General features: G+C 63.7%; 11 protein-coding genes. 8 read left to right on the forward strand and 3 right to left on the reverse strand.

The window, feature by feature from the left end; all coding sequences use genetic code 11:
* From QX048_RS32105 to QX048_RS32115, 3 genes are all read right to left on the reverse strand, one after another.
* Positions 1 to 764: hypothetical protein (locus tag QX048_RS32105; protein ID WP_409999271.1), on the reverse strand; the 764-nt coding region annotated here is incomplete at its 3' end.
* A 489-nt stretch (positions 765 to 1,253) separates the two neighbouring features.
* Positions 1,254 to 2,612, reverse strand: coding sequence for a cytochrome c3 family protein (locus QX048_RS32110; RefSeq protein ID WP_315827887.1), 1,359 nt, complete (start codon positions 2,610 to 2,612; stop codon positions 1,254 to 1,256).
* 12 nt (positions 2,613 to 2,624) lie between these two features.
* On the reverse strand, positions 2,625 to 3,503 hold the full coding sequence (locus tag QX048_RS32115) for a pyridine nucleotide-disulfide oxidoreductase (protein WP_315717740.1): 879 nt from the start codon (positions 3,501 to 3,503) through the stop codon (positions 2,625 to 2,627).
* Positions 3,504 to 3,863: 360 nt separating this feature from the next.
* Between QX048_RS32115 and QX048_RS32120 the strand changes: the two genes are divergently transcribed.
* The 8 genes from QX048_RS32120 to QX048_RS32155 all read left to right on the forward strand — a co-directional run bounded on the left by QX048_RS32120 (position 3,864) and on the right by QX048_RS32155 (position 13,407).
* The gene (locus tag QX048_RS32120; protein ID WP_315827886.1) at positions 3,864 to 5,165 is read left to right on the forward strand and encodes an NAD(P)-binding domain-containing protein; all 1,302 of its coding nucleotides are present in this window, start codon (positions 3,864 to 3,866) and stop codon (positions 5,163 to 5,165) included.
* Positions 5,152 to 6,654, forward strand: a complete 1,503-nt coding sequence (locus tag QX048_RS32125; RefSeq protein ID WP_315827885.1) for an ankyrin repeat domain-containing protein — start codon at positions 5,152 to 5,154, stop codon at positions 6,652 to 6,654. Before QX048_RS32120 ends, QX048_RS32125 begins: the two co-directional genes overlap by 14 nt.
* 299 nt (positions 6,655 to 6,953) lie before the next feature.
* Positions 6,954 to 8,942 (forward strand): heme lyase CcmF/NrfE family subunit, encoded by a 1,989-nt coding sequence (locus QX048_RS32130; RefSeq protein WP_316170946.1) that lies wholly within the window; start codon positions 6,954 to 6,956, stop codon positions 8,940 to 8,942.
* 8 nt (positions 8,943 to 8,950) lie between these two features.
* The gene (locus QX048_RS32135; RefSeq protein ID WP_315754748.1) at positions 8,951 to 9,487 is read left to right on the forward strand and encodes a DsbE family thiol:disulfide interchange protein; all 537 of its coding nucleotides are present in this window, start codon (positions 8,951 to 8,953) and stop codon (positions 9,485 to 9,487) included.
* The gene (locus tag QX048_RS32140) at positions 9,484 to 9,996 is read left to right on the forward strand and encodes a cytochrome c-type biogenesis protein (RefSeq protein WP_315717734.1); all 513 of its coding nucleotides are present in this window, start codon (positions 9,484 to 9,486) and stop codon (positions 9,994 to 9,996) included. Before QX048_RS32135 ends, QX048_RS32140 begins: the two co-directional genes overlap by 4 nt.
* Complete coding sequence (gene ccmI / locus QX048_RS32145; RefSeq protein WP_315827884.1) at positions 9,993 to 11,312, forward strand: c-type cytochrome biogenesis protein CcmI; 1,320 nt, start codon at positions 9,993 to 9,995, stop codon at positions 11,310 to 11,312. Before QX048_RS32140 ends, ccmI begins: the two co-directional genes overlap by 4 nt.
* A 63-nt stretch (positions 11,313 to 11,375) precedes the next feature.
* The gene (locus QX048_RS32150) at positions 11,376 to 12,029 is read left to right on the forward strand and encodes a response regulator transcription factor (protein ID WP_315717732.1); all 654 of its coding nucleotides are present in this window, start codon (positions 11,376 to 11,378) and stop codon (positions 12,027 to 12,029) included.
* A 4-nt stretch (positions 12,030 to 12,033) separates the two neighbouring features.
* The gene (locus QX048_RS32155) at positions 12,034 to 13,407 is read left to right on the forward strand and encodes a HAMP domain-containing sensor histidine kinase (RefSeq protein WP_316200852.1); all 1,374 of its coding nucleotides are present in this window, start codon (positions 12,034 to 12,036) and stop codon (positions 13,405 to 13,407) included.
* Positions 13,408 to 13,497: the final 90 nt, after the last annotated feature.

A 13,497-nucleotide genomic window follows, 5' to 3' on the forward strand; every position in this document is an offset into this window, starting at 1 on the left:
GCGAAGCTCGCCGCGGTGTTGCTGTGGCAGTTCGAGCACTGCAGCGTCCCGGTCGGGATGTGCGGCGGCGTCGTCATGCCCTGTGCGGTCTTGCCGTTGTGGCAGGTGGCGCAATTGGTGTCGGTCGCCGCGTGCTTGAACGCCGCGCCGCCGAAGCTCGCCGTGCTGGTGTGACAGGACTCGCACGGCAGATTGGTCTGGAGATGGTTGCTGGACTTGCCGCGCGCCGTCGTCCCGTTGTGGCAGTTGGCGCAACCGGCGACAATGCCGGCGTGGTCCATCTTCATTCTGATGCGAAAGCTCGCCGTCGACCTGTGGCACACATCGCATGGCGCCGTCGTCGTGATGTGATTCTTCGACTTGCCTCGTGCCATCACGCCGTTATGGCAGGTCGTACATGACGCCTTCGCCTGGGTATGATCGATCGCCCGAACGTCCTTCCATGTCGAGGTCTGGTGGCAGCTCTCACATCGCCTCGTGGACATCGGGTGGTTGACCGACATGCCCGCCGTCTGCGCGCCGTTGTGGCAACTGGCGCACTGCGTCTGCGTGCCCTTGAACCGCCCGCCGACGTGACAGGACGAGCACTCCACCCCGACATGGCTTCCGGTCAGCGGAAAACCTGTCGAGGCATGGTCGAATGAGCTCTGCGCGGCAGCATGCCCTGCCAACACGAGAGCGAGCAGCATACAGGCGAGCAGCCACTGCACCATACGGTGCGAGGCTCGCGCCACCAGCCCCAGCTTGCTGTAGCAGCTGCTCAACTCCAACTCCGCTCTTCACTCTCGACTCGATCGCCAGCCGGACATCCGACGGAGACCGGCCGACCCCAATCCAGCCGAGACCGTTGAGCGTCCGCTGCTCGGCGGTCGCCCCGACAAATCCAAGACACCCTTGCGGATTTCCCTACGGCCCGGCGGCACGTCTTCCCCAGCCACCGAATACTCGGAACGCTCCGTGCTCCCTTGATCGAGCGCTGCATCGATCGGGCGACGACGGAGTCATCGGCCAGATCACGCAGCCTTCGCTACGCCTACGACAGGGCTTCCAGAGACGCGCAAAGCTGGCCCAAAACTGGGCCAAGCTGAACTCAAGCTGAATGGAGGTTAAGGTTTCTGACGTCGCGCGCGCGCAATGGTCCCGCAAGCTCATCACGCAAGCCATTGATCTGCATGCGAACTGATAGCCGCTGCGAGCCGATGTCAGCTCGACACGATCTCAGACGCCGTGTGCGGCCAACGCAGCCGTTCGAATCAGTTCCTGATCTGAACGTTGCGCCATCCCGTTGCGACATGGCAGCGCTCGCACGTCTGACCGAAGGTGCCATTATGCACGTCCGAGCTGCGATGACAGCTGAAGCAATCCATCGGCAACTTCAGATCCGGCGGCGACTTGGCCTTGTGACAGGCCTCGCACGTGATCTTCTGGTGGACACCGACCAGCGGGAATCGTGTCTGCCGCGCGTGATCGAAACGCCAAAGCCGCCACCCATTCGGATTGTGACAGCTGGCGCACCGCCCTCCAAGCTTCCCCTGGTGGAAATCCTTGTGGCAGCTTTCGCAGGCCATCGGCGTATTCTTGTAGGTCGGCGTCCGGTGGCACTCCTCGCAAGGCACCGACTTGTGCAGACCTATCAACGGAAAACGCGTAATCTCGTGATCGAAGGTGAGCTTCTTCCGCCAGCCCGTATCGCTGTGGCACGTCTCGCAGCGTTCGCCGAGCTTGCCCTGATGCGGATCCTGCTTGCGGTGACAGGACACGCATGACGTCGCGAGTTTGTCCCGATAGAGATCACCCGTATGGCAGCTCTCACACTTCACCTTGGCATGAGCATTTCGCAGCGGGAAGCGGGTCTTGTCGTGATTGAAGCGGACCGTCTTCCATTTCTCCTGATCGTGACACGTCTCGCACTTGTCGCCGAAGCGGCCGCCGTGGACGTCCTGAAGACGGTGGCATGAGCCGCACGACGTCTGCAGATCCTTGTATTGCTCGCCGGAGTGGCACGTCGCACAAGCGACCGACTTGTGGGCGCCCACGAGGGGAAACCGGGTCTTCGTGTGGTCGAACTCCTTGGTCGCGCGCCATTTCACCGCCGTGTGGCAGTTCTCGCAGCGTTCACCAAGCCGGCCGCGATGCGGATCGAGCGCCTTGTGACACTCGAAGCAGGTCGAGGGCGTGTTGCGGAACTTCACCTTCGCGAAGTGACATCCCGCACAAGGCACGGTCTTGTGCGCATCGACCAGCCGGTAGTTCGTCATGTCGTGGTCGAAGGTTTCCTTGTCGAGTTGGACGATGTCGGTTCCACGCCCCTTGTGGTCGGTGTGACACTGCCTGCACTCCTGGCTCAGCGCCGCCTGGTCGCGTCCGTGCAGGCGCTCACGCTGCCTGCGATCGACGGCAATCTCCTTGTGGCAATCGAGGCAGAGGCCCGACTGTGCCTTCCGGGTATAGGCTTCGTGGCACTTTCCGCACTCGCTCTCGAGCTTGGCATGCTTCTCGGCCAGCGGGCCGGGCATGACCAGCTTTTCCAGCAACGTCTGTGCCCGAACTCCGGCCGATAGCATGGCAACGCCGGCCAGGACGGCGACAACGACCGCAACACGCCACCGCATCACGCAACTCCGTCAATAGTGATGGACGGCCCAGACATGAACGACGCCCGCCAGCAGCATGAGAAAAAACAGCGGCAGATGAAGCACATGCCACAGCGAAAACAATCGTTCGAAGAACGTCAGCTCAGCGGCCTTGCGCACTGCGGCGGCGTAACGCCGCACCACCTCCTCGATTCGCTTCTCGCGACGCCGTCGCTCGGACCACGACCATCGCGCGCGCTTGGCTTCGGCGCGAATGAGCCGGCGCGCTTCCGCAACCACATTGGCGCGCAGCCGTCTCGTCCGCGCTGCGATGACCGCGCCGGTCCGCAGGCTGCCCAGCGCAGTTCGCGGCACCTTGTTGTCGAGCCCCTTGCTGAAGGCAGCCAGCTCCCGCGACACGAACGAGACGGCCTGCATCTCCTCACCGAGCTCCGTTCGCATTGCCTCGGCCTCGGCGAGCAGCTCCTTGACACGCGCTCTCCCGCCATGGAGGCCCATATGGATCTTGCCATAGATGTAACGGCCGATCACGCCGCTGATCGCCACGATCAGCATGGTGAAGAATGCCACGTTGCTGTTGAGCGCCCCCAGTTGGAAATTCGCGTGGAATAGGATGAGCACGGGACCAACGACGCCGAGCAGCATGTGGGTCCTGAACCAGAACGGCACCGAGCCGATGCCGCGCAGCGACTTGAAGCGCTTACGCATCGAATAGGCCAGCAGCGACAGCATGGCGACGCTGCCGTAGATCCCGAGCCAGTATCCGGTGCCGGAGCCCGGCGTAATATACTCCTCCTCCTTCTGCAGCCACCCGACGGCAATCGCTCCGAGGACGATGACCGTGATGACGACCGGAATGGTTCCTCGAAGAGGATTGCCGCTCGCGCGAGCGACCGCTGCTCTGCTCATGACCTCGACGTTTCCTGTGAATCCCGAATGCCGGATCGGCGGAAGCCAGACCCGTTCGCGGAGCCCCGGATCTCAGTCGAGAGAGAACTTAGTGATAACCACTTGCAACAACCCTCTCCGTCTTCCGACACCGACGTCATTAGTCCGAAATCAGTGCGAGCCATATTTCCGCCGACGGCATCTGTTCAACGAATGATCCAATCCTGGTCTCCAAGACGTCAGATCATTCTGGAATTTCTATGTCGGCATCTCTTGAGAGGAATTTGCATCTAGCACCGCATCCAACCTTCTCACGCGGAGTTCGCGGGCGGCGACTCTCTATCTTCCGCTGTTAGTTCGTAAGAAAGAGAGAGAGACGACATGGCGATCGATCTCCTGATTGTCTACGCCGCGCCAATGCTCGGCGTCTGGGCCACTTACATGGCCGTGCGCAAGCGGAAGGAAATAAAGAGCGTCGCGAAGCTCTCGGCCGCCAAGGACGCCGGTCTTCTCGAGCCGGCATCGCTCCATCCCATCATCGATCCTGCCTTGTGCATCGGCTGTGGCTCATGCGTCAGGGCGTGTCCGGAGGGTGACATTCTCGGCCTGATCGGCGGCAAGGCGTCGCTGGTCGAGCCTTCGCATTGCATCGGACACGGCGCCTGCAAGGCGGTGTGCCCCGTGAACGCCATCACGCTGGTGTTCGGCACCGAAACGCGCGGCATCGACATTCCGAACGTGGACGAGGCGTTCCAGACCAACGTGCCCGGCATCTTCATCGCCGGAGAGCTCGGCGGGATGGGGCTGGTCCGCAACGCCATCGAGCAGGGACGCCAGGCGATCGACTCCGTCCGCAAGGTCAAGAACATCGGCAAGTCCGATATGCTCGACGTGGTGGTCGTCGGCTGCGGTCCGGCCGGTCTCTCCGCCAGTCTCGCCTGCCTGCAGCATCGGCTGCGCTTCGTCACGCTCGAGCAGGACTCGCTCGGCGGCACCGTCGCGCACTTTCCCCGCGGCAAGCTGGTGATGACGGCACCTTTCACGCTGCCGCTCGCGGGCAAGTTCAACTTCAGAGAGCTCAGCAAGGAGCAGTTGATCGCCTTCTTCATGAGCATCGTGCGCAAGTCCCGCCTCAAGGTGAACGTCGGCGAGCGCGTCGAGGCCGTCACCCGAGTCGGAGAAGGCTTCGACGTCAGGACGAACCGCGGCAGCTACAGAACGCATGCCGTGCTCCTGGCGATCGGGCGCCGCGGAACGCCGCGCAAGCTGGAGGCTCCAGGCGAAGAGCAGACCAAGGTCGTCTATCGACTGGTCGACCCCGAGCAGTATCGCGGCCAGCACGTGCTCGTCGTCGGCGGCGGCGACGCTGCATTGGAAGCCGCATGCTCCATCGCCGATGAGCCTGGAACGACGGTGACCCTGTCGCATCGCAGCGAGTCGTTCGGTCGCGCCAAGCTGAAGAACCGTCAACGGACGGAAGCAGCCGCCCAATCGGGCCGGCTCCGCGTCATCTACAATTCGTCAGTCAAGCGGATCGGCGGTGACGACGTCGAGATCGATGCCAATGGCAGCACGAGCACGATCCGAAACGATGCCGTCATCGTGTGCGTCGGCGGCATTCTGCCCACCGCATTCCTGAAGAGCATGGGTATCGAGGTCGAGACGAAATATGGCACGGCTTAAGTCCTCTCACGTCATCATCCCCCTGATCTGTCTCGTCGGCTCGACCGTGCCGTCGGTCGCCCCGGCCGGCGAAACGCCGGCCGGCGTGAGCTCCGAAGCATCCGCGAGCCAGGCGGCCGATGCCGCGATCCGCGCCGGACATCCCGAGGACGCACTGAAGCTGCTCGAGCGCGCCGCCAGCGCCGGCAATCCGGAGGCGCAGTACCGACTTGCATCACTTTACCGCGCCGGTCTCGGCACCAGAGCAGACGACACGCTGGCGTTCAAATGGATGGAGGCAAGCGCAAGGAAGGGACACGTCAAGGCGCAGTATAATGTCGCAGCGATGTGGCTTGCGGGCCGTGGAACGCCGGCCGATCCCGACCGGGCGCGGGACTGGCTACGCAAGTCGGCGGCGGCCGGCTATCAGCCCGCCGAGCAGTTGCTGGCCGACATGGTCAACCGAAATGCGCGCCCGCGCGCCGGGGAGCCGGCGCGCGAAGCTGCGCGCAGGCCGCCCCCGACGCTCGATGCGCAGGCCGCCATGCGAAACGGCCATCCGGCCATCATCGACGCCGCCCTGCGCGGCCAGTTCGATCCGATGCGCCAGCTCATCGCTGCGAAGGCTGACGTCAACGCGGTCAACGAGGACGGCGATACGCCTCTGGCGATCGCCGCGGCCGCCGGGCATCTTCGGCTGGTGGAGCTCCTGCTCGCCTCGGGAGCCAATCCGAACACCAGCAACCGGCGCGGCGACACGCCATTGATGCTGGCAGCGGACAAGGATCATGGAGACATCATCAGACTGCTGCTGACCAAGGCGGCCGACCCGTCTGCAGCGCGTGCAGATGGCGCGACCGCACTACTGATGGCGCTCAGCCGCTGCAACGGCGCCGCTATCGCCGCGCTCCTCGACGGCGCCTCCGGCAGTCTGCCCGCGTTGGCAGACGGCCGGACCCCACTCATGATCGCGGTCGCGTCGTGCCCAAATGGCCCGCTCGATCGGCAACTCGTTCAGAGATCCGACCTCAACGCCGCCGATGGGCAGGGCCGCACCGCACTCTGGCACGCGGCCGGCAATGGCAATACGCACGCGATCGGACAACTGATCCGCGCAGGTGCGGACGTCAACCGCGCGGACACCGACGACAAGACGCCGTTGCTGAATGCCATCGAGGGCCGCAGCGCCGCGGCCTCGCTGCTTCTGTTGGACCATGGGGCCGACCCGAAACGCGCGACAAGAGGCGGAAATACCGCTCTCATCCTCGCCGCGCGCGCCGGGCTTGCGGATGTCGTCAGTGAGCTTCTCAGGCGCAAGGCCGACCCGAACATGCGCAACGGCCAGGGCATGAGCGCGCTGATGATGGCGGCCCATGAGGGGAATATCGGCATTGCGCACAGCCTTCTCGCCGCCGGTGCCGAAAAGCAGTTGAGGAACAAGCGCCGCGAACGTGCCACCGACATCGCCGCTGCCAGCGGTCACGGCGATATCGCCAAGCTTCTGGAATAGCGGACGATTTCGTTTCGCCACCCTGCCTATCATGCGGTCGACGTCGCGTTCGCTGCTCGATGGCGCGGCAGATGATTCGCGCGCTATATCTCATTGAATATCACGCTAAGTACCAAGACGCCCCGATGATACCGTTCTCCGGCCGCGGGTGCGAATGAGTTGCAGTTACACTACGATGCACGTCGATGGATCATCATCATTCCGTACGAATGATGCCTCATTCGGCGCATTGATTGTCGGCGCATCACAGACACTTGATAGTTAGCTGCAGGAATATCCGCTGCAGTCGGAGATACCACATGACAGCGGAGGTCGGATCGTTTGCGCTCATTCTCGCGCTCCTCGTATCGCTGGTGCAGTCGATCGTTCCGTTCGCAGCGCTGCGCCGCCAATCCGCGATGATCGCCGGCTTCGTTCGTCACGCTGCCTTGACCCAGTTTCTGTTTGTCGCGATCGCATTCGCATGCCTGACGTCGCTGTTCGTCCACTCCGACTTTTCAGTCCAGGTCGTCGCAGCGAATTCGCACACGCTGAAGCCGCTGCTCTACAAGGTCTCCGGAGTCTGGGGAAACCATGAGGGATCCATGCTGCTGTGGGTCCTGATCCTCTCCTTGTTCGGCGCGGCAGTTGCATTGTTCGGAACGAACCTTCCGGAGCGGCTGCAGAGCAACGTTCTCGGCGTGCACGGCATGATTGGCCTCGGCTTTCTGGCGTTCATCGTCTCGACGTCGAATCCGTTCGCGCGGCTGGTCGATGCTCCCCTCGAAGGCAACGGACTGAATCCGATTTTGCAGGATCCTGGCCTCGCCTTTCATCCACCGTTTCTGTATCTGGGTTACGTCGGCTTCTCGATGGCGTTCTCGTTCTCGGTCGCCGCGCTGATCGAGGGAAAGGTCGATGCCAGCTGGGCCCGCTGGGTCCGACCGTGGGTGCTCGCGGCCTGGTGCTTTCTCACGATTGGAATCACGCTGGGCAGCGCATGGGCGTACTACACGCTCGGCTGGGGCGGCTGGTGGTTCTGGGACCCCGTCGAGAACGCCTCCTTCATGCCGTGGCTTGCGGGGACTGCGCTCCTGCATTCCGCCCTGGTGGTCGAACGTCGGAGCGCCCTCCAGAGCTGGACGATCCTGCTGGGGATCGTGACCTTCTCATTGAGCCTGATCGGGACTTTCCTGGTGAGGTCCGGCGTGCTCACCAGCGTTCATGCCTTCGCACAGGACCCGTCGCGTGGCGCATTCATCCTGGCGCTCATCCTGGTGGCGACCGGCGGGGCGTTGACGCTGTATGCGATCAGAGCCCCAAGCCTGAAGCACGGTGCGCTGTTCGCGGCCGTCAGCCGCGAGAGCGGCCTCGTCCTCAACAATGTGCTGCTCACGGCAGCCGTGGCCACCGTGTTTCTCGGCACGTTCTACCCGCTCCTCGTCGACATGCTCGGAAACGACAAGATCTCCGTCGGTCCTCCCTACTACAACTTGACGTTCGTTCCGATCATGGTTCCGCTGCTGCTTGCCATGGTGATCGGCCCGGTTCTGAAATGGAAGCGCGATCTCCTCGTTGCGGCCCTGCAACGACTCCGCCTGGCCGGGGGACTTGCGGCATTCATTGCCGTCGCGATCCTCGTCGCGACGTTCGGACAGCGTTTCCTGGTTGCGTTCTTCTTCGGCATCGCCGTCTGGCTCGTGATCGGCTCGCTGATGGTGCTGGCTCATCGCGTCCGCCTCGGCATGACGACCCCCTTGGCGACCTCGCTCAACCTCGCGCGCACCACCCCGCTCGCGGTCTACGGCCTGGTGCTGGCCCATGCGGGAATGGGCGTCACCGTCGCAGGCATTACCGGGATGACCGCGTGGGCCAGCGAGAAGGTGCAGATGCTGCGGCCGGGCCAGAGCCTGCAGCTCGCGGGCTACGACATTAAGCTGCGCTCGATCGGAAAATTTCCAGGCCCCAACTACGAAGCCGAGCGTGGCACGTTCGACATCACGCGGAACGGCAAGCCGTTCACGCAGCTCTCCAGCGAGCGCCGCTTCTATCCCGTCAGACAGCAGCAGACGACCGCCGCCGGTATTCGAACCAACCTGATCTGGAACGTCTACGTGACGCTCGGTGATCCCGACGACAAGGGAGCGTGGGCGGTGCGCTGCTACTATCACCCTCTGGTGCCGCTGGTGTGGATCGGCGCACTGATGATGGCTTGCGGCGGCTTCATCTCGCTGGCCGACCGGAGATTTCGTGTCGGTGCTCCGCGACGGGCGATGCGGGCCGTACCGACTGCCGTTCCTGCTGAATAGGACGAGATATGCCGCGCCTCCCCTATCTCATACCTCTCGTGGCTTTCGCCGCACTGGCCGCTGGACTGGCTTTCAGCCTGACCAACGATCCGCAGCGAATGCCCTCGACCCTGATCGACAAGCCGACGCCGCGTTTCCAGCTCGCGTCGCTCGACGGCAAGAGCGGCGGTCTTGCCAATACCGACCTGCAGGGCGACGTGGTCCTGCTCAACGTTTTCGCATCTTGGTGCCCCGGATGCCGCGTCGAGCATCCCATGCTGCTCAAGCTCGCAGAGAGCTCCGCGATCCCGATCTATGGGCTGAACTGGAAGGACGATCGGAACGACGGCAAACGTTGGCTTGCCAAGCATGGCAGTCCCTATGCCCGTGTCGGCTCCGATGAGTCCGGCCGGGCCGGCATCGATCTTGGCGTGACCGGCGTTCCCGAAACCTTCGTGATCGATCGGGCCGGCCGCATCCGCTTCCGCTATCCCGGCCCGCTGACCGAAGATGTATGGCGTGACGATTTCGAACCTCTGCTGAAGGCACTCAGGAGCGAGTCATGAACTGCCGGCGGATCAAGCGCGCGGCCGAAGCGCTGCTCGTCAGCTCGCTCGTGCTGACGGCGACATGGTCGCCATCTCGTGCGGTGCTTCCCGACGAAATGTTGCGCGACGAGGGACTGGAGGCGCGCGCGCGCGCGCTGGGCCAGGAGCTGCGCTGCGTCGTTTGTCAAAATCAGAGCATTGACGACTCGAACGCTCCATTGGCGCATGATCTGAGGGTGCTGCTGCGCGATCGCCTGCAGGCCGGCGACAGCGACCGGCAGGCGGTGGACTTCCTGGTCGCACGCTACGGCAACTTCGTCCTGCTCAAGCCTCCCTTGCAGTGGAATACCATCGCGCTGTGGATCGGTCCCCTGCTCGCCCTGCTCACGGCCATCGTCGGCTTCGGCCGCTACGTGCGCCGGGCGGCAGCCAATGCGAGTGCGCCCGAGGCGGAGCACGTCGCTCCGCTCAGCGCCGACGAACTCGAAGCCATCGAGGCGATCCTCGATCGACGGAGCCTTTCATGATGCTGTGGCTGATCCTGACGGCGATGATTTCCGTGGCCGCCGTGCTCATATCGACGCCATTCATCCGCAGCTACGAGCGGAGACGGTTGGCTTCGGCTCAGGGACTTGCCGTCCACCACGACCAGCTCCGCGAGATCGAGAACGAAACCGCACGCGGCCTGATCGACAAGTCGGATGGCGAGAACGCGGCCAGCGAGATCAAGCGGCGCATTCTCGCCGCAGCGGCCGCCGAACAGCCGCCGGCGCCCTCCCTCACCAGCTCCGAACGAAAATTTGCGCTCAGTGTCGTCACGCTGACGGTGGTGTTCGGCTCCGTCGGTCTGTATGCGGTTGTCGGAAATCCGGATGTCCCCGCGGCCGGACCGGGCCAGACCGCCAGCAGCACCACGGCGAGGTCGGTTGGCGAGGCGCGATCCGACGCCGGCACCCAGGCCATTGCCTCGCTGGAGCAGATGACCAGCCAGGACGGTCGCGCCCGACCGCAGCAGAGCAGCGGACTGCCGCCGGTCGAAGAGATGATCCAGCGTGTGCAGACCAGACTGGAGCGGAATCCCAAGGATGCCGACGGATGGCGGCTGCTGGGCTGGTCGCTGTTCAACATCGAGCGCTTTGCAGAGGCGGCACAGGCCTATGCGCGCGCAATGGAGCTGCGGCCAGGCTCGGCAGAATACCGCAGCGCACGCGGCGAAGCGCTGGTGCGGGCCGCGGACGGCACCGTCACGTCCGAAGCCCGCGCGGACTTCGACGAAGCACTCAAACTGGATCCCAAGGACGCGCGCGCCCGCTTCTTCATCGGCGTCGTGAAAGAACAGGAGGGAGACAAACGGGGTGCAATGGCCGACTGGACGGCGATCGTATCGGAGGCCGATCCGAACGAGCCGTGGCTGCCCGATCTCAAGCAGCGGCTCGGCGCGCTTCGTCGCGAGCTCGGAGAGGATGACGGCTCGCCATCGCCTGCCCGGCCGAACCTGTCCGCCGAGCGCATGCAGGAACTCCTGCGCTCCGGCAAGACCTCCGCGACCGAGCCGACGGAGCCGCGCGGCCCCCGCGCCGAGGACATCCGCAAGGCGGAAAGCATGTCCACACAGGACCGCAACCTCATGATCCGGGGCATGGTGGATGGCCTTGCGAGCCGACTCGAGCAATCACCGCGCGATGCAGAAGGCTGGATCAAGTTGATCCGCTCGCGGGTGGTACTGGGCGATGTCGAGGCGGCGAAACAGTCGCTGCAACGCGCACTGTCGGTCTTTGCGGAGGACGTCCCGGAGCGCACGCGCATCGCTGACGCAGCCAGAGAGCTCGGGATCAATCCATAGCGTTCGAGGCCCGATCAGCGTGTCCGCATCGTCGGAACCCGTTCGGCAACCGGAGGAATGGCAATGCGCATTCTGCTCATAGAGGACGAGCCCATCTACGCGGAGCGCATCAGGGAAAGCCTGGCCGATGCCGGTTTCGAGGCGGATCTCGCCACCGATGGCAAGCAGGGCTGGATGCTGGGCAACAGCCAGCCCTATGATGCCGCGGTCCTCGACCTCGGACTGCCGTGCATTTCGGGCCTCGACGTGCTGCAACGCTGGCGTCATACCGGGCACACGCTGCCGGTGCTGATCCTGTCCGCCCGCAGCGGCTGGGTCGAGCGTGTCAATGGCCTGAACGCAGGCGCGGACGACTATCTCGAAAAGCCCTTCAAGGCGCAGGAGCTCGTTGCGCGGGTCAAATCGCTGCTCCGTCGGGTCTCCAGCAGACCGGACGCCGTGCTCCGCCTCCGGCAGATCGAGTTCAACGCGGCGGCCGGCCTGGTCAAGAAGGACGGGGAGATCGTCGACCTGACTGCACTCGAGTTGCGCGTCCTCGAACTCCTCATGCGCCGCGCCGATCATATCGTGTCGCAGACCGAACTGCTGGAGCACATCTATCCGAGCAGCGACCATCGCGACTCCAATACGGTCGAAGTCTACATTGCCCGGCTCAGGAGAAAGCTGGGGCGTGACTGCATTCGCACCGTCAGAGGCATGGGATATCGCTTCGGGTAGAGCAATGTTCAGCCGCAACTTCCGAGCCCGGATGCTCGCGGTCGCCGCGATCTGGATTTCCATCGTCTTGTTCGCCAGCGGGCTCGGGCTCTCGATCGTCATTCGCCGTGTCGTCGAGGCCCACTTCGATCATGACCTGCTGGATCACGCCCGCGAGCTCGCCGATCTCGTGGAACTCGACGCCACGCAGCGGCTGTTCATCGCCCGCGATCTGAGCGATCCGCGTTTCTCCCCTGCCCGGTCCGGAATGTATTGGCAGGTCATCCTGCAGAACGGCGAAAGCGCGCGCTCGCCGTCGTTGCAGGATGACCTTTTCCTTTCATTCACGCCCGACCAGAGTCGCGAGGGTTCCCTGCCCTCCTCCACGGCGCTTAGTGTGGAGGGACCGACTGGGCCGATGCGCATGGTCCGAAACATCAGCGAGCCGTCTCGCCTCGGGCAACCCGTCGAAATCCGTGTCGGTGCAGACGAGCGACTGATTAGTGACGAGATGCAGCACCTCAATCTGACGCTGATAGCGACGCTTGGTATCATGGCCCTCGCCATGGTTGGCACCGCCTACGCTCAGGTCGTTTACGGCCTGCGGCCGCTCCAGCGCATGAGTCGCGCCATCGTGGACGTGCGTAGCGGCAAGACCTCAAGGCTGCCTGAGGACCTGCCGGAGGAAATCATGCCGCTCGTCACCGAGCTGAACGGAATGATTGCGGCAAATCTCAACATGGTCGATCGCGCTCGCGTACTCGCAGGAAGTTTTGCACACGCGCTGAAGACACCTCTGGCAATTCTCGACGAGGAGGCAGCACGGCTGAAAGCGTCCGGTCAGGAGATCCACGCTCAGATTTTGTCGGAGCAGTGCTCGCGAATGGCGCTGCTCATCGACTACCAGACGGCGCGCGCAAAGGCCTCCACGATCGCCAATGCAGGTGCGTTTGCGGTCGTCGCAGACGTCTTGAGGAGCGTCATCAATACCTATTCGCGATTCAGCCCGGGGCACGACCGGCGGTTCGAAGTCGAAGGAGCAACCGACGTCGTCGTTGCCTGCGATACCAACGATCTGACCGAACTCTTCGGCAACCTGCTCGACAATGCGGCAAAATGGGCACGTGACCGCGTCGTGATTTCGATCGAGGATCTCGACAGCACCGTCTTGATCACGGTTGAGGACGACGGGCCCGGCATTCCAGTCGAGCATCGAATGCGCGTGTTCGACGTGGGCACGAGACTTGACGACGCGAAGCCCGGCACTGGGCTCGGTCTGGCGATCGCCCGCGACCTGACCAGCCTCTATGATGGCCGACTATGGATCGAGGATTCGCGAATTGGAGGCGCCGCCCTGAAGCTTTCGCTTCGAAAGAAGGGTGATCCAAGCTCATCGTGACATGCCTGGTACCCGCAGCCTCGAAACCGCTTGCAGAAACGCCGGCCCGACACCCAACCCGCTCATAGCGATGATGCCCTGGGCCAGCGC

Origin of the sequence: Bradyrhizobium sp. SZCCHNS30572 (assembly GCF_032484415.1) — a bacterium.
Taxonomy (GTDB): Bacteria; Pseudomonadota; Alphaproteobacteria; order Rhizobiales; family Xanthobacteraceae; genus Bradyrhizobium.